The organism is Flavobacterium sp. GSB-24 (assembly GCF_027924665.1).
In the GTDB taxonomy this organism is placed as follows: domain Bacteria; phylum Bacteroidota; class Bacteroidia; order Flavobacteriales; family Flavobacteriaceae; genus Flavobacterium.
The window spans coordinates 4,998,670-5,016,716 of record NZ_AP027043.1; the positions used below are offsets into that span (position 1 = coordinate 4,998,670).

An 18,047-nucleotide genomic window follows, 5' to 3' on the forward strand; every position below is an offset into this window, starting at 1 on the left:
AGAAAGCTAAATCCTAAATAAAACTCTTAAAAAGCATTCTGCTGCCGAAAACTTAAATATCTAGAAAATGTTTTTTATAAAATTTTTAAAAAGTATATGTAAAAAATTGATTGAAATAGAGTCTCCATTTTTAAGATTCATCTGTGCTTCTTATCATAAAAAACAATATTTCTTCTTCTAGTTCTTTTGATAAATTTTCACATTCCAGCTTACGTCGAAAATTTTTTTCAAACCGTTTCTTATAAACCTGTGCATTGACAACATTACTGCAATAATCATCACAGATGGTTCTAAACTTATCATTTGTTAAGTAGAGAACTTTCATAGATTCAAAATATTCCGCAAATTTGATATTATATAATTCTTCAGGCACAGTCATAATTTAGAATTTAAAATATAAATTTTTACACTTTTAATCTATGATTAACAGTCTCTAAGAGAAGAAAATAATTCCATAAAATTTCTTTTAGGAACTAAGCAGTAAATTATTTCTATACTAAATTATAAATTTAAAACGCCGTTTGTTTTACAAAGATGTTGCAAGTTATAATTTGCAACAATATTAAATTTGAAGATTGTTTTTTGCAACAATATAAACTCAAAGTAATAATAAATAAAAACTGATCAAGCTTAACTTTAAAATCTATTATTCGTCAGGAAGTAAATTATCTAAATCTGATAAAGTGTAAAATTTAAGTCCGTTAAGTTTCATGTATTTGCAGACAAATTCTAAGGTTTCGATTTTGGTTTGATAATTTTCGGTTACATTTTTAACTGGTTTGTGACTGCATAAAATCAAGATCTTATCATTTTTCTTGGCGTAATCTAATAACTCCAAAAGATATGGAATACTAAAATGAATATGGCTGTTATCGATATCAAAGGCAAATACAATTTTTGAATTATTAAAATAACTGTCCTGCTTTTCAGGAACTTCACCTCCAAATGCCCTGCCTCTAATAATTTTAAATTTGCTCGACAAAGCCTTATCAAGTTCTTGAGACCTTTCGCCGTAAGGATAGGCAAAAGAAGTAACATTAAAAGATTTCCTTTTCATCGAAGCAATCATTGGTTCTATTTCCTGCTTCATATACTCGTCTATTCCATTTTTTTGTACAAATTTCACAGCATTATAATGATGATAACCGTGGCCCGCAATTTCATGCCCTTCTTTCTGCATTTGAAGAAGCTTTTTAATTTGAGGCTCTCCAATAGAATCTATTCTGCAGACATTAAAAGTCGCTTTCCAAGAATATTTTTTCAAAGCGGCATCGGCTTCAGCCCACTCATCTACGTACGCATCATCAAAAGACAAAATTACACCAGCCTTATAAGGCTTTGGCTCGGGTTTTTCGTTTTTAGTATTACAGGAAAAAAAAGTTACGAACATTAAAAACAGCATTGTCTTGAGAAAAAATAGCTTCATACAGAGTTGAATTAAATTGAAATTTTAAATGTTCTTTAAAGAATAGAATCATTCAAATATAAACACTTTTTGAGATATTTTACTTACACGCTGCAACAAACGAAAACATATTTTCCTCTATTGATTTTCTTAGAATACTATACTTCTAATTACTTTTATAATATCTAACACTAAAGCTAACAGGTTTAAAAAAAACTTGTTAGCTTTAATCTGTGATAGTAATAGAATATCTTAATCAAGTCTAAACCATTGATTTACTTCTTCTGCAATTGTTTCTTTTATTTCTGGATTTTCAAACTCATTTGAAACCGAATTATAGACATAATCTTTCTTCCATTTTTTATAATGCAAAGCGATCTGCTCAATTGCATCGCATATAAATGTAACCTCATCGTTTGTCATAATCGGGTGCATTGACAAACGAACCCAGCCTGGTTTATTAGTCTGGTTTCTTTCTAATAATTCATTAGTAAGTTCTGCCGATTTTTTTTCATTTATATTGAAAAGATAATGCGCATATGTACTCGCACAAGACCACCCGCCGCGAACCTGAATGCCGAAACGGTCATTTAAAAGTCTTACGATTAAGTTATAGTGAATATCTTCGATGACAAAAGAAACACAGCCAATTCGTTCTGTTGTAAGGTCTCCTAGAATGGACAAACCTTTTATTTTTTGAAGTCTTGAAAAACAAAGATCAAGCAGTTCTTTTTCTCTGTTTTTAATGTTTGAAACTCCCATTTTATCTTTTAATTCTAAAGCTAAGGCAGTTCTTATTACTTGTAGAAAGCCTGGCGTTCCGCCATCTTCTCTAACTTCTATGACCTCGCTATAACAATATTTACCCAGCGGATTGGTCCATTTTACATTTCCTCCGCCCGGATTATCTGGGAATTCAGATTTGTATAATTTTTCATTAAAAACCAAAATACCGCATGTTCCTGGTCCGCCAAGAAATTTATGAGGCGAAAAGAAAACAGCATCTAACTGTTGCTCTGGATCTTTTGGATGCATGTTGATTTTAACATAAGGTGCCGAAGCTGCAAAATCTACAAAGCAAAGTCCGCCGTTTTGATGCATGATTTTAGCCAATTCATGATAAGGCGTAATAATTCCAGTAACGTTCGAGCAAGCTGTGAACGAACCAATTTTTAAACTTCTGCCGGCATATTTTTTAATTTCTTCCGAAAGAATTTTAGGGTCGACCAAATTATTTTCATCTGCGGGAAGAATCACAACTTCGGCATTTGTTTCGTACCAAGAAACCTGATTCGAATGATGTTCCATATGTGTGATGAAAACTACTGGTTTATCTGCTTCATTATTGGTTCGCAGTCCCATAATTCTTTGCAGCTTCGATAAAGCAGCAGTCATTCCGGTTCCTGTTGTGATTAAAACATCAGATTCATTTGCATTAACTGATTTTTTAATAATATCTCTGGCATATTGATACGCGTAAGTAGACGTTTTTCCGGTCTGACTTGAAAGCGAATGCGTATTGGCAATCATCGGGCCCATTTTATTAAGCATAATATCTTCGATCGGATTGTATAATCTTCCGCTGGCAACCCAGTCGGCGTAAAGCAGATTCTGCTTTCCATATACCGATTTATAAATATGATTTATACCTACTGTATTTTCTCTAAATTTAGAGAAGTAACATTCTAATTCAATTGGCTGTGTTTCTGTCTCAATAGCATTCATTTCCTGATCATTTTAAATTAACTAAATTTTTTATTGATGAACTTTAATTTTTTGGTGAGTAAAGCATTTTGACTTGACTCTACGTTTTTAAAACGTTCATATTTTTTTCTCTAAAAGCGATTTAAGTGTAGACTGTAATTCTTCGCCTTGAAGATTTTTGGCTACGATTATTCCGTTCGAATCCACTAAATAATTTCCAGGAATCGCTCTTATTCCGTATAATTTCGCAACGGCGCTGTTCCAAAAAAGTAAATCAGAAACGTGCAGCCAGGTTAAATTATCATCCTGAATTCCTTTGATCCAGTTTTCTTTCTTTTTATCCAAAGAGATTCCAACAATATTGAATCCCTTATCGTGAAATTCTTTATAAGCGGCTACGATATTTGGATTTTCTCTTCGGCATGGGCCGCACCACGAAGCCCAAAAATCGACTAAAGTGTAACCTTTTAAATTTTCATAAAAACGGATTGGTTTTCCCTCAGGATCATTGGCAGTAAAATCTGGAGCTTTTTTCCCCACTGCTAATCCGTCCAAAACAAGGGCAAGATCTCTTAGTTCTTTTACGTAAGTAGTACTTTGCTGGGTTTTATCGAGCAAGGCAATATTTTGTCTTATTTGTTCTGGCGATAATCTGTAAGACCAATTTCTGTACAATACATAAGCCGAGACAATAGAATTAGGATTTTCTGTAATGAATTTACTGATTTCTACATCTTTTGATTTTTTGTAAGTTTCAAATAAATCTTGAGAAGCAGAACCTTCGACTACAGAATTACTGTAATATTTCTTCGGACTTAATTTTACTGTAATCGGGCTTTTTTCAAGAAAAATATACAAAGGACTGCTTTCTGTATTCACACTTAAACCATATAGTTCTGGCGTTTTCACTTTAGTTTTGAAACTAAAATTTCCGTCTTTTACTTTTACCGAATCAATTGTGGTAAACATTTTATTATGAAACTTTTGCAGATAAACATAATTGACAACTGTATCTACAACAGTTCCTTTTAGTTGTAAATTATTTTCCTGTGCCTGAGTTTGCGTAAAGCCAAAAAGTAGCGCAAAGCCTAATAGTATTTTTTTCATTTTATTTTGATTTTTAGTTTAAGATTGGACAAAAGAATTCTAGGCCAAAGTCACAAAGGCTTCTAGAAAATGCTGTTTAATAAAAATATTGGGAGAATTTAATGTCTTCACATTCGGAAAAAAGCAAGACTATTTTCTTCGAAAATTAAATTCAAAAGTTCGTAACCTGAGTATAAGATTGATTCGGTTTTCATTTTAATAAAATAAAAGTTTAAAAATATGATCTTATTCAGATTTGGAGGAAATCTTTCTTATCTGTCCACCACAGTGGAAGGATTTAGCACCTTATTCGGTAACAGGTTGCTAAGACGTCAATGGGCCTATTCCCTCGGTCTTTCTGGATAAGTATCATTCAGAAATTTTCTGTGATACAAATATACATACTAATTCTATCAAATTAGTAGTATTTAATAATATTTTTTAAAATTTTATTTTAAGAGTTGCTCAAAACCCTTTAAAACACTCTGAAAAACAATTATTTAATTCTAAAATAAATTTCAATTAATTTTTATTTTTAGAACAGTAATTCCTAATACAATAGCTTTAAATTCTTTACTCCATAAAAAAACTCATTTCGTTTTGAAATGAGTTTTTAACTTTTCTGACCGAATAAATTATTTATTCTTTCTTTTTTTAGCACTTTCCGTCTGCAGTTTAACACTGTCTTTTTGCACTCCTTTTGAAGGCGTGTAGGTAGACCCATCTTGTGCACTTTCTCCTGGCCCGCTTCCTCTGCCGGCTGTACTTAAAGAATCTGTATTACCATTTGCAGATGTTGGCGTTTGAGTAGTTACAATATTGGTTGATGTAGTTGCAGTATCAGAAACTTGTTCTGTATTTGTTGTATCAAGTGGAACACTGGAAGTTTCTATTTGATCGCTGTAGCCGTCATTCTTTTTACAAGAAAACAGCAATCCAATTACAACTACAAAAAGTATGACTTTTAATTTTAATAAAGCTTTCATAATAAACGTTTTAATATTTACAAAAGCTAAGTAACTACTTATAAAGCAGTTTATTTTACAATATTTCTATTGAATTTTATATAACCGCAATTGGTTTGATTAGCAATAAAAAAGCCTGTAAATTTCGATTTACAGGCTTTTAAAACTAAAAAGTAACCAATTTTACTCCCAAAGTAAACCATCTTGAAGGGAGAGGCACCGCTCCTACTTCATAATAAGTGGCATTAAATATATTTTGAGCATCTAAAAAGATTGTAAATTTTTGAATAGTCTGACTTATTCTAAAATCATTTACCCAATAAGAAGGTCCAGTAATTCTTTCGTCAAAGCGTGTTGCAAACAATACTGAAAAATCTCTGTATTGATAATCGATTGTATTTGTTATTTGATGTTTCAACGAAGAAATAAGATACTTAGAATATACTTCGGTACGAGAACTTTCAAATTGAGAATCTAAATAAGTATATGCTAAAAGAATATTCAATCTTGAATCTTTAGAAAAATCAAATCTGTAATTACCTCGCAAATTAATTCCGTTTGTTTTTAAATCACCCGTATTTTGACTCTGCCAAGGCTGAGTGGTTAAGTTACGCATCCAATCGATGTAATTGTTTATTTTTCTGTAAAAATAATTCGCATTGAAACTTAAAGATCGCTCGCTGTATTTAAAACCAATTTCACTTTGAAAAGCATTCTCTGAATCTAAATCGGCGTTACCAATATTTCCTGTCTGCTTTAAGTATAAGTCTGTAAAAGATGGAATTCTCTGGCTTGTTCCAACATTTCCAATGATTTTAAATGCATCTGTAATGGCATAACTAGCATCAATTCCAGGATAAACCTGCCATTTATAATCGGAATTATAATTTAAATAAGTTCCTAAATTTACGTCTAGTTTTTCTGTAAAACTTGTTCTGTATTCGGCATAGATTCCAACATTCTCACGGTCGTGATCGCCAATATTAGTAGAATGAATATTTTCGTTTCTAAATTCTGCGCCAAAACCAATTTCGCCTTTAGACAATTTAACTGTCGAATTCAATTCTCCAGCAATAGAATTAGTATAATGCTGACTTCTTCCAACATTCAAATTTGAGTTTCCTAAGTAACGGTAATCATCATAATTATAGCGGTAAGTTACTCTCGGCATAATTTTCCAATTTTCGGTAATAGCATGTTTCGACTGAATATTGGCAAATGTGGTCTGCACAATTTCGGTAGAATTTCGATCTCCAGGCGCTGCATAAAATCCGTTTGCTCCAAAGCCGTTTTTGATGTAACCTGCCGAACCTAAAATTTCATTAGAATCATTGATCTGTACATTTCCTTGGTAGAAAATTTTATTGTTTTCAAATGCGGTATTATAACGGTAACCGTTACTTTTATCGTGAGAAGCAAAAATCAAATGCTGTTGTTTTTCTTTACCTAAAACAGCTCCTGCCTGAACACCTGTTCCGTAAAAAGTATCTCCTGTATCTTGAGTATCTTTTTCAAAATTAGACCCCGCATAAGTACTTACCAAAAATCCAGAATCTGTTGGTTTTTTAGTTACAATATTAATTGCTCCCGTTAAACTGTTAATTCCAAAAACTCTCGCAGCTGGTCCGCGCACTACTTCTATTCTTTCGATTGCTTCCACCGGAAGAGGGAGGTTTAGCATATTATGAGCGGTTTGCGAATCGATTACTTTTGCTCCGTTTAACAAAACAACCGTCTGTTCAAAACTTCCGCCATCTACACTAATATCGGCTTGAGTTCCAAATGGACCTCTTTGTCTAATGTCAACTCCGTTAGCATATTGTAATACTTCCTGAAGCGTTCTTCCTGGAAGTTTTTTAATGGTTTCACTTGTTATAACATACACATTTCTATTTTGTTTAGAAATTGGGGTAGTAAAACGGTTTTCATTAATTATAACTTCCTCCATATTATTGATGGAATCTTTTTTGGTCTGCGCGTAAAAATTGGTACAAATTACTGTAAAAACAGCAAAATAGATTTTTTTCATTTGGTTAATGTTTTTTTGGCAAAAGTAGTATCTTGCCGTACTAATCAAGTATACCAGTTTTGTAATTATGGATAGTCCGGTTGAAATTCCTTTTAAAAGCTTTATTCAGCTCAAACCAGAAGAAAATACAGCGCTTTATCTTCAGATTGTTTTTGAATTTATCAAAGCCATACAAACTGGTTTTCTTCCCGAAGGAACAAAACTTCCCGGCACAAGAATACTCTGCAAAGTATTGGCAGTCAATCGCAATACATTAATTAAAGCTTTTCAGGATCTGGAATCGCAGGGATGGATTGAAACGCTTCCGAATAAAGGAACATTTATTTTATCACAGCAAAAACAAAAAAAACAAATTGAATATACTGTTGTAAAAGACCAAAATCAATCTGAATTAAATACTGGTTTTACATTTCAGCGTTCTACGATTCTCGAAAATCCAATAGAAATTAGTAATCTGCCTTATCAATTTAATGACGGAATGCCAGATTTGCGATTGGTGCAAACAGATGTTCTGGCAAGACTTTATGTTTCTAAATTAAAGAGACGAAAAACTTCTAAAACATACGAACAAATCGAGCTACGATCGCATTTAAATTTTAAAACCCATTTTTCCAATTATTTAAATCTTACTAGGGGAATTCGAATTTCGACTTCAAACCTGCTTACAACCAGCAGTCACGAAATAAGCTTGTATCTGGTTACAAAAGTGCTCATAAGTCCTGGAGATAAAGTTGTGGTGGCTTCTCCCAGCTATTACATGTCCAATATGACTTTGACCAATACTGGAGCACAGATTATTTCTATTCCAGTAAATGAAGACGGAATTGACACCAAACGATTAAAAGAAATCTGTGAAACTTCTACCATCAGAGTTTTGTATCTTACTTCCAATTATCATTATCCGACGACAATTTTACTGAGTGCTAAAAAGAGAATTGAAGTTTTGGAATTGGCGAATCAGTATGGATTTGTGATTCTCGAAGATGATTATGACTTTGATTTTCATTATGATAACAATCCTGTTTTACCGTTGGCAGCATTTGATTCTAACCAGCGTGTGGTTTATATAGGATCTTTTGGAAAATCACTTCCTTCGGGATTCAGCTATGGTTTTGTTGCTGCTCCTTCTGAATTTATTAAAGAACTTGAAAAACATCAAAACATTCTCGAACCCGGAATTGATGTTATTAAAGAACAGGTTTTAACCGATTGGATTACTGAAGGAGAAGTGCATAGACTTTCTAAAAAAAATAAAAAAATCTACAAAGAACGCAGAGACTATTTTGTTTCATTACTTAGTGAAAAACTAAAAGGCAAAATTAAATTTAAAGTACCGCCGAGAGGTTTAGCCATTTGGGTAGAATGGCTTCCTGATTTTAACCTTATAAAATTTCAGAAAGAATGCTCTACAAACGGATTATTCCTTCCGAAAACCATTTTGTACCAAACCAAAGATCTTACTGCAACCCGTTTAGGATTTGGAAATTTGGAGCCAGAAGAAATGGAAAAAGCCGTAACAATATTAAGCACAAGTCTGGAAGCTACAGTTTCTTCCAACAACTAATTTGAACAAGTATCTCATATACTGACAATTATGTAATTTGTAATTCTAATCCTATAAGCAGAAAAGGTATTTGGAAACTAACTTTGGTATCAATTAGTCTCTAAATCACCTATATCATGCTTTATACTATTTTACAACTATTGTTAGTATCTATTGCGGCAACATCTGCCATGACATGGTTTAGTTATGCAATGTCTAAAAATTTCAGGGAATTGTATAAAGAGCCGGTACTCTTGAGTTACGCTATTGACAAAATGAAAATTGAACTTTCAACACAAGCAAAAATAAATTGGGGATGGATATTGCATTATGCAATTGGTTTTTTGTTTGTAGTTGGATATCACATTATTTGGGTAAAGAATATTGCACCAATTACACCGTTAACGACTCTTATCTTAGGCGCTATCAGCGGTATAATTGGCATAATCAGCTGGATAATCATTTTTAAAATGACCCATCATCAACCCCCAATTGATTTTAGAGGTTATTATATTCAGCTGCTCTTTGCCCATATAATTTTTGCTATTGTTGCGACTGCACTTTATGCTATTATGTTAACCCTGATAATCTAAGAAAACTTATGTCACTGTCTAAATACAACCAAAAAAGGGATTTTAAACAAACACGTGAGCCCAAAGGAGAAATCGAAAAATCGGCTGACAAGTTAATTTTTGTGGTTCAGAAACACGCCGCATCACATTTGCATTATGATTTTAGGTTAGAAATGAATGGTGTTTTAAAAAGCTGGGCAGTTCCAAAAGGACCGTCAATGGATCCTGAAATAAAACGTCTTGCTATGATGGTTGAAGATCATCCTTATAGTTATAAAGATTTTGAAGGCACTATTCCGGAAGGAAATTATGGGGCAGGAAATGTGATTGTATGGGATAATGGAACTTATACCTCTGATGAAAAAACAGCATCTGATGAAAAACAATTACTGGCCGATCTTAAAAAAGGACGTTTAAGTTTTATTCTAAAAGGAAAAAAACTAAAAGGAGAATTTTCTCTGGTAAAACTTCACGGAAAGCAGGAAAATGCCTGGCTGTTGATTAAAAAACACGATAAATACGCTTCTGATTCTGATGTTTTAGAAAACGATAAATCCGTGATTTCTAAAAGAACTTTGGATGAATTAAAAAAGAGATCTGAAAAGTTAATTTCTAAATCCGAAGAAAAAAGCGAAACTAAAAGTGCCGTAAAAAAAAAGCCTAAAACAAAAATCGCTGAAGCAGGATTCTTAAAACCCATGCTTGCCAATATTACTGAAAAACCTTTTGATGATGAAGAGTGGATTTTTGAAAACAAATATGACGGTTATCGTACAATTGCTGTAGTTAATCCACCAAGTGTAGAATTATTTAGTAGAAATAAAATTTCGTTTGATACTAATTTTAAACCAATTGCAGAAGAATTAAAAAAAATAGATCATACTGTTATTCTCGATGGTGAGGTTGTAGTTGAAAACGAATCGGGCCGAGCCGACTTTCAAATGCTTCAAAATTATCTTAAAACAGGAATTGGCAACTTAAAATATTATGTTTTTGATTTATTGAATCTAGACGGAAATTCAATAACCGACTTATCTCTTCTTGACCGAAAAGAACTGCTTAAAATCTTATTTAATAAATATGATTTTTCGAATATTTTTTATTCTGAACATACAATCGGCGACGGAATCAAACAATTTGAAAATGCCCGAAAAAGTAACAGCGAAGGCATTATTGCTAAAAAGGCAGACAGCTCATATTCCGTAGGAAACAGAAGTAATAATTGGCTGAAAATTAAAATTTCTAACGAAGAAGAAGCTATCATTATTGGAGTTACAGAACCTAAAAATTCCAGAAAATATTTTGGTGCAATTCTGCTTGGGCAGTACAACGGAAAAGAACTGCAATATATTGGAAAATGCGGCACCGGTTTTACTGAATCGGTTTTAAAAGAACTTTATACCAAATTACAGCCTCTTTTTATTGATAAGTCACCACTTAAGGAAAAATTGCCTTTACGCGACAAAATTCAATGGGTTAAACCCAAAGTGGTTTGTCAGGTAAAATATTCTGAATGGACGCAGGACAAAAACTTGAGACATCCCGTTTATTTAGGATTGAGAATAGACAAAAAAGCCAGCGAAGTAAATTTCATTGGCAATATCAAAGAGAATAAAATAACCAATGATAATACAACTGCAATGGAAGATTTAAAAGAACATAAAACTGAAAATGATTATGATTTGAAAATTGGTAAAACAACTTTGCATTTAACCAACCAAAATAAAATCTATTTTCCTAAAGACGGAATCACAAAAGGCGATGTCGTTCAATATTATAATGAAGTGGCGCCGCTTATGCTGCCGTACTTAAAAGACCGACCAGAATCTATGAATCGTTTTCCAAACGGAATTGATTCTCCTAGTTTTTATCAAAAAGATATTGATTTGGACAAAACGCCAAAATGGCTGAAAACCAAAAAAATATTCTCTGAATCGAATGATGCCGATGTAAATTATTTGATTTGTAACGATAAAGAAACGCTTTTGTATATGGCAAATCTAGGCTGTATAGAAATGAATCCGTGGAACTCAACTATAAAGCATATTCAAAATCCAGACTGGCTGGTAATTGATTTAGATCCTGCTACAGAAAATGATTTTCCTATAGTTGTACAAACAGCATTAGTGGTAAAAGAAGTGATGGATGAATTGGAAACGGAATGTCTCTGTAAAACTTCTGGCGCTACTGGACTTCATATTTATATTCCGCTTGGAGCACAGTACGATTATGATTCGATTAAAATTTTAGCCGAATTAATTGCGAAAGAAGTTCATGCAAGACTTCCAAAAATTACGTCGATTGAACGAAGCATCAAAAAAAGAAAAAACAAATTATATATAGATTTTCTGCAAAACCGCCGCGGGCAAACTTTGGCTGCGCCTTATTCTGTTCGTCCAAAACCAGGCGCTACAGTTTCGACACCTTTAGAATGGAGTGAAGTCACAGAAAAACTGCATCCTTCACAATTTACTATTAAAAATGTATTGAGTCGTTTTGAGAAAAAAGGTGATTTGTGGAAACCTATTTTATCAAAAGGAGCCAATATTAAAAAGATTATTTTAAAGCTGGAAGAAAAACAAAACAGCTAAGATGATTTTTTCTTTTTAGTTTCGAGACTTGCTTTTAGCATTTCCATTAAGTCGTCACTTTGTTTGTGCACGACTTTAAGTTTTGGAGAAGCTTTTTGTGGTTTTCCTTTGGCTTTCTTTTTAATAATGTCCAAAAGTTTGGCAGTATATTCGTCTTTAAATCCTGTAATATCAAATTTCTCAGTAAGCTGATCGATTAGTTTTTCGGCCATATCCATTTCTTTTGTGGATTTTTTCGACATTGGCGGTAATTTTAATTCACTTGTACTTCTAATTTCCTGCTCAAACCGAATTCGATTTAAAACAATTACATCTTTATAAGGTTTTAAAATCGCAAGGCTTTCTTTATTTCTTAAAACAAAACGTGTTACTCCGACTTTTCCTGAAGCCTGAAGCGCGTCGCGAAGCAGTCCGTAAGCATTCATCGCACCTTTGTCTGGTTCAAGATAATACGGCTGTTCATAGTAAATACTTTGAATTTCTTTTTCGAGAACAAAACTTTCAATATCGATAGTTTTTGTTTTGATGGCATCTGCGGCTTCAAAATCTAAATCGTCTAAAATGACATATTTATCGTCAATTTTATATCCTTTGACAATATTAGCAAAATCGACTTCTTTACCCGTGCTTTCATTCACACGCTTAAACTTGATATTTGCATGGTCTTTTTTATCCAGCATATCCATATCAAGGCTGCTTTCCTCAACCGCCGAAAACATTTTAATTGGAATATTAATTAAACCAAAACTTACCGAACCTGTCCAAATTGATCTCATGATTATTGTTTTAGAAATATCTTCCTAAATTAAATAAGGAATAATCTATAAACGTTACAAAATCAACCCGTTATTTTATAAAGTTATGAGTTATGAATTATAAATTATGAGTTATGGGCGAAATCATAATTAATAATTAATAATTCATAATTCATAATTAACAATTAATTACCAGCCTTTAACAGCTCCACCTTTAAATTCTTGCTCAGCAGCTTTTTCTACTTCAGCAGATTGAAACGCTTGTAAAAACTGTTTTACTTTTTCTTCGTTTTTATTGTCTTCACGGCTTACCACTAAATTTACATACGGAGAATCTTTATCTTCAACAAATAAAGCATCGCGGGAAGGAACTAATCCTGCTGCAGAAGCAAAAGTATTATTGATAATAGCGATAGAAACATTTTCGTCGTCTAAGGCACGAGGCAATTGCGGTGCTTCTAATTCTAAAATTTTCAAATTTTTAGGATTACTAACAATGTCTGTAACTTTAGGAAGTAAACCAACGCCGTCTTTCAATTTCAACAATCCGTTTTTCTGCAAAAGCAATAAAGAACGCCCGCCGTTTGTTGGATCATTCGGGATAATGATTGTGCTTTCGTTTTTCAATTCCGAAAGACTTTTTATTTTTTTAGAATAAGCTGCAATTGGGTAAACAAATGTTTTGCCGATGATCGCCAATTTGTAACCGCGTTGTTTCGATTGTTCGTCTAAATATGGTTTGTGCTGAAAAGCATTCGCATCAATATCTCCTTGGCTCAAAGCTTCGTTTGGAATAACATAATCGTTAAAAGAAACCAATTCCACTTCTAAACCGTATTTTTCTTTTGCTACTTTTTTAGCTGCTTCGGCTACTTTTAATTCTGGTCCAGAAGCTACTCCAACTTTTATGAAATGCGGATCGTTATTTTTACTTTTTCCGCAATTTGCTACAACAAGTGCTAAAGCTAAAATTCCGGCTGTTTTCAAGAAATTTATTTTCATGACAATTCTATTTTTAAATTTTTAATTCTAATTTTTTAATTGATAATTATCTGTGATCAAATCGCTTTGATAATCTGTCTCCCGCAAACTGAATCAGGAATACTAAAATTACCAATAATGCCAGAACTGAATTCATCGTAACAGCATCATAACCAATATATCCGTACTGATAGCCCACTTGTCCAAGTCCGCCCGCACCAACAGCGCCGCCCATTGCAGAATAACCTACAAGCGTGATTAACGTAATCGATGCAGCGTTTATTAATGAAGGTAAAGCCTCTGGAAGTAATACTTTGTAAACGATTTGAAGTGGAGTTGCTCCTAAAGCTCTTGCCGCTTCAATTAATCCTGAAGGAAGACTTAACAAACTGTTTTCGACTAATCTGGCGATAAATGGAGCCGCTCCTATACTTAACGGTACTAATGCCGCACTGACACCAATTGAAGTTCCTACAAGGGCGCGTGTAAACGGAATCATCCAAACGATTAAAATAATAAATGGAATCGAACGAAAAATATTTACTAAAACAGATAATGTTCTATTTAAAGCCGGCTGTTCTAAAATTTGATTTTTACGCGTAAGGAATAATAAAATTCCCGTTGGAAGTCCCAGTAAAAAACCGAAAAATCCCGATACAAAAGTCATAACAATGGTTTCCCATGTTCCTTTTAACAATAATTCTATAATGGAATCAGACATAACCTATAATTTCTGTTTTAATATGTTTTGAATTAAAATATTGAATCGCGGCACTATAATTTTCACGCTTTCCTGATAATTCAATCAGCATTACACCAAAATTTACATCGCCTGCCTGATCCATTTGTGCACTGACAATTTTAAAGTCAGTATCAAAAAGTCTTGAAACTTCAGAAATTACAGGCTCGTTTACCGATTTTCCAGTCATTTCTAATTTCAATAACGGATTCAAAGTTCCGTCATCTTCTTGTTTTAATTTTTCCTGATAAACGGATGGAATATCAATATGTAAAGAAGATGAAATAAACTCTCTAGTCAATTCATGTTTTGGATCGGCAAAGATTTCGCCTACACTTCCCTGCTCTATTAGTTTTCCGTGACTGATTACCGCCACTTCATCACAAATAGATTTTACAACTTCCATTTGGTGCGTTATCAATAAAACAGTAATATTCAGACGTTTGTTAATGTCTTTCAATAAATTTAAAATAGATCTTGTAGTAGCAGGATCCAGCGCGCTTGTAGCTTCATCACACAAAAGCACTTTTGGATTATTGGCTAAAGTTCTTGCAATTGCAACTCTTTGTTTCTGGCCTCCCGAAAGACTTGCAGGATAATCATTTGCTTTTTCTGCTAAACCAACTAATTGAAGCAGTTCTAAAACACGCGTTTTAATTTCTGTTTTTGAAGTTCCTGCTAATTCCAGTGGAAAAGCAACATTTTCAAAAACAGTTCGTGACGAAAGCAGATTAAAATGCTGAAAAATCATTCCGATTTGTCTTCTTTCAATCGCCAATTCCGAATTTGATAACTGCATAAGCGCTTTGCCGTCCACAATAATTTCTCCTGAAGTTGGTCTCTCCAATAAATTCACACAGCGAATTAAAGTACTTTTTCCAGCACCAGAAGTTCCAATTACACCAAAAATCTTCCCTGGAGGAACTCTAAGCGAGACATCAGATAAAGCAGCCACAATTCTGTCTTTCTGATGAAATGTTTTGGTTACATTTTTTAATTCAATCATTCTTTAATTACATTTTAAAATCAAAAAGCCTTTCAAATAGTTATGAAAGGCTTTTGGAAATAAATTTTATCATTTTATATATTAAGCCAGATCAATAAATACCATTACAACAGCACAGCACATCATGCTGCAATGATAATAATTATTCATTTTCTGGTTATATTTCTTCATAGCGAGTGCAAATTTAAATAGTTATTTCTAATTTTTAGCTATAAATCCTTAAAACTTTTATTAACCTATCAATCTAATAGACTTTTTGATTTCAAATAAAAAATTCCAAACTCCAATTGATTATGGAATTTGGAATTTGTTTTTTTTTTATTTTGGAATTTAAATCCTAATTATTCTGTTCTGCAATAGTAGATTTATTCAATTTTATAATTCTGATTTTCTTATTGGTATTGTCCGATAAAAAAATAAAATCATTAAGCTGTGCCGTTCCAACAATAGTTCCAAATGAATTCTGTCCCAAAATATCTGAAGCGTTTACAACTGCTTTATAATTTTGTTTGATAAAATCTTCTTTTGGGTACAATCTTAAATAAGAAGCACTTCCAACATTTTCTGAAGTCACTGCCCAATCTTTGCTGAAAGAAACAGCAATTGGTTTTATATCTACAAATTGTGTTTTCTGAGGCTCGATTGGAGTTGTTAAAGATGCCGCAGCATTTGCTTTAATATTGGCAATATTATAATACAAATAGCTTCTTGCATCTCTTCCTGCTACCACAAGATTACCGCCATATACATCCATTGAATATACTTCTGTATAACCATTTAATGTGTTTAATTTTGCGAGAGGCTGTAAATCCCAATCGCTTGTTTCTGTAATCTGAGAGGTTTCAAATACTTTTATAGACTTTTCTTTTTCTTTTACGAATACCAATCCGTCTTTTACAACTACGCCAAAAACGTGTACAAAAGTCTTCCACCATTGTCCGTTTCCAACAGTACTGATTCCCGCATTTGTGGTCTCATCAAAAACAAATAATCTGGATTCGGTGCTTCCAACATAAATACGGCCATTGTCAACTGCAACAGAAGTCAAACTCGTTAGCGGAATTGTAGTTGTTCCTTTTACATATTCCTTAATGGTTTTGATATGAGTAAAAGTAAGAGCATCAAAAACTTCCAAAACGTTTCCATTAACAACGTATAATTTATCTTTTGAAACGGCTATTCCTTTAGGATCAAATGCTTCTGTGCTTCCAGGAATATTTTCTGCGGTTAGAGTCGCTTGTTCTGTTGGATAATAGTAATCGTAATTTTTAGATTCAATATCGTCTTTGCTGCAATTGGTAAAAAAGCAAAGTACAAGAATTAAGGGCAAAATATGTTTCATGTCTATTTTATATTTTAATTCCATTTTCCTTCACCTTTATATTTCAGCAAAAATGGATTCTTTGGATTAATGGTAAATACTGGTTTTTTGTACGTTCCGTTAAGGTATTTTGTCTTTGTATAAGTTTGTAAAACCTCTGGATCTGTAAAAGGAAGATCATTTAAATAAATCAAATATTTATAAAAATGAGTCAGCATTTCCTGCTGTCCTCCGCCTTCGCCGCTATTAGCTAAATTACTGCTGTGGCTGAAACCAATATGATGCGAATACTCATGCGACCAAACTGACATTTCTCCTAACCAATGTCCGGTAACGTATCCAGATTCCCACTGTGATGCCAGATTTCCTCCACCCCAGGCAGAATCACCTCCAACCATTGCCATCCAAAGCGTCCTTTTATCTAGATAATTCCAATATATTTTTTCAATTTCTTCTTTTGAAATATAATCGTAAACTCCGTCTACATCTTCAGCATTTCCGTGCCAATTCAATGCCCCATTTACAGCAGTTCCCGCCAAAGTAGCCTGCTCTTGCTTGTATTTATCAAAATTGGTAAAAGTGCTGTAATATAACGGATGGCTTAAGGCGTAAGAATAATTGATAATCATTGTTATTGCTTCTTTTGCCAAAGCCGGATTCATTGGAAGGTATTTACCTAAATCGTTAATATGATACGAATCATTAAACTGCACTAAATGATTGGATTTGATCTTTTTGATTTTTTGAAATAATGGATCCTCAGATTCAACAGAGAATTCAATTGCACCAGAAGAGAATCCTTCGATTTTGTCAATTGTTACCGTATTTCCTGTTTCTAACAAATAATCATTTTTCTGATCTGTTAAAGGTATTTTATGAAACGAGCGGTGAAAAGCAGGAATTTTTGAAAAGCTGTAAATCAAAAATCGCTTATCGTAATTCGGCAGTTTTGCATAAATTTTCACATCGTTAAGTCCAACAGGCGAATAAAGCGAAATCTGTACAGAATCTTTTCCTTTTTGAATCACCTGCAGCGGCTCATTTACTCTAAACCATCGATCTGTTTTATCGTACATTCTTGCTGGATCTTCGTCATCAGCAAACATGGTCATCGGATGATTTTCTGCGGGTAAAGCTGTAGCATCAATGCTCGGAAGGTAATTTGGTTTGTACGAATCTCCATCGTCACTGCAGCCAAAAATTATACTTGAAAGTAACGCAAGTACAATGTAGTGAGTTTTTTTTCTCATTTTAAGTAAGTAGGTTTGGGGGTTAAATATGCACACAAAACTATCAATATGCTTTTTAAAAACAAACAGATTGAAAGAAAAGTATGAAATTAAATTGTAC

The 18,047-nt window shown here is 33.1% G+C and carries 15 protein-coding genes and 1 riboswitch; of the genes, 3 read left to right on the top strand and 12 right to left on the bottom strand.

The features are described from left to right. Positions 1–130 precede the first annotated feature (130 nt). From QMG60_RS21080 to QMG60_RS21105, 6 genes are all read right to left on the bottom strand, one after another. Complete coding sequence (locus QMG60_RS21080) at positions 131–379, bottom strand: hypothetical protein (RefSeq protein ID WP_057116726.1); 249 nt, start codon at positions 377–379, stop codon at positions 131–133. A 267-nt stretch (positions 380–646) separates the two neighbouring features. Next, complete coding sequence (locus tag QMG60_RS21085; protein ID WP_281866308.1) at positions 647–1,426, bottom strand: polysaccharide deacetylase family protein; 780 nt, start codon at positions 1,424–1,426, stop codon at positions 647–649. A gap of 231 nt (positions 1,427–1,657) precedes the next feature. Further along, on the bottom strand, positions 1,658–3,130 hold the full coding sequence (locus QMG60_RS21090; RefSeq protein ID WP_281866309.1) for an aminotransferase class V-fold PLP-dependent enzyme: 1,473 nt from the start codon (positions 3,128–3,130) through the stop codon (positions 1,658–1,660). Between the two features lie 96 nt (positions 3,131–3,226). Further along, on the bottom strand, positions 3,227–4,216 hold the full coding sequence (locus QMG60_RS21095; RefSeq protein WP_281866310.1) for a TlpA disulfide reductase family protein: 990 nt from the start codon (positions 4,214–4,216) through the stop codon (positions 3,227–3,229). 248 nt (positions 4,217–4,464) lie between these two features. Beyond that, a riboswitch (SAM riboswitch) is annotated at positions 4,465–4,564 on the bottom strand. 266 nt (positions 4,565–4,830) lie between these two features. Continuing rightward, a complete protein-coding gene (locus tag QMG60_RS21100; RefSeq protein ID WP_057116730.1) occupies positions 4,831–5,181 on the bottom strand; it encodes a hypothetical protein in 351 nt (116 codons plus the stop codon). A 145-nt stretch (positions 5,182–5,326) separates the two neighbouring features. Next, positions 5,327–7,189: a TonB-dependent receptor gene (locus QMG60_RS21105; protein ID WP_281866311.1), complete on the bottom strand. Its 1,863-nt coding sequence runs from the start codon at positions 7,187–7,189 to the stop codon at positions 5,327–5,329. Positions 7,190–7,256: 67 nt separating this feature from the next. Here QMG60_RS21105 and QMG60_RS21110 point away from each other — a divergent pair, with 67 nt between their 5' ends. The 3 genes from QMG60_RS21110 (at position 7,257) to ligD (ending at position 11,895) form a co-directional block, all read left to right on the top strand. Continuing rightward, complete coding sequence (locus QMG60_RS21110; protein WP_281866312.1) at positions 7,257–8,753, top strand: PLP-dependent aminotransferase family protein; 1,497 nt, start codon at positions 7,257–7,259, stop codon at positions 8,751–8,753. 116 nt (positions 8,754–8,869) lie between these two features. Beyond that, entirely contained in the window at positions 8,870–9,325 is a 456-nt protein-coding gene (locus tag QMG60_RS21115; protein WP_281866313.1) for a hypothetical protein, read from the top strand. An 8-nt stretch (positions 9,326–9,333) separates the two neighbouring features. Continuing rightward, positions 9,334–11,895: a DNA ligase D gene (gene ligD, locus QMG60_RS21120; RefSeq protein ID WP_281866314.1), complete on the top strand. Its 2,562-nt coding sequence runs from the start codon at positions 9,334–9,336 to the stop codon at positions 11,893–11,895. On the opposite strand, the gene QMG60_RS21125 is transcribed toward ligD, so the two are convergent. The 6 genes from QMG60_RS21125 to QMG60_RS21150 form a co-directional block, all read right to left on the bottom strand. After that, the gene (locus QMG60_RS21125; RefSeq protein ID WP_281866315.1) at positions 11,892–12,671 is read right to left on the bottom strand and encodes a Ku protein; all 780 of its coding nucleotides are present in this window, start codon (positions 12,669–12,671) and stop codon (positions 11,892–11,894) included. The two genes, ligD and QMG60_RS21125, sit on opposite strands and share 4 nt — an antisense overlap. Before the next feature lie 168 nt (positions 12,672–12,839). Continuing rightward, complete coding sequence (gene metQ / locus QMG60_RS21130) at positions 12,840–13,652, bottom strand: methionine ABC transporter substrate-binding lipoprotein MetQ (RefSeq protein ID WP_057116736.1); 813 nt, start codon at positions 13,650–13,652, stop codon at positions 12,840–12,842. Positions 13,653–13,698: 46 nt separating this feature from the next. Next, a complete protein-coding gene (locus QMG60_RS21135) occupies positions 13,699–14,352 on the bottom strand; it encodes a methionine ABC transporter permease MetI (protein WP_057116737.1) in 654 nt (217 codons plus the stop codon). Beyond that, positions 14,345–15,376, bottom strand: coding sequence for a methionine ABC transporter ATP-binding protein MetN (gene metN, locus QMG60_RS21140; RefSeq protein WP_281866316.1), 1,032 nt, complete (start codon positions 15,374–15,376; stop codon positions 14,345–14,347). The genes QMG60_RS21135 and metN overlap by 8 nt, the downstream gene beginning before the upstream one ends. A gap of 337 nt (positions 15,377–15,713) precedes the next feature. After that, positions 15,714–16,742: a PQQ-binding-like beta-propeller repeat protein gene (locus QMG60_RS21145; protein WP_281866317.1), complete on the bottom strand. Its 1,029-nt coding sequence runs from the start codon at positions 16,740–16,742 to the stop codon at positions 15,714–15,716. Further along, complete coding sequence (locus tag QMG60_RS21150; RefSeq protein ID WP_281866318.1) at positions 16,733–17,947, bottom strand: hypothetical protein; 1,215 nt, start codon at positions 17,945–17,947, stop codon at positions 16,733–16,735. Before QMG60_RS21150 ends, QMG60_RS21145 begins: the two co-directional genes overlap by 10 nt. Between the last annotated feature and the right edge of the window lie 100 nt (positions 17,948–18,047).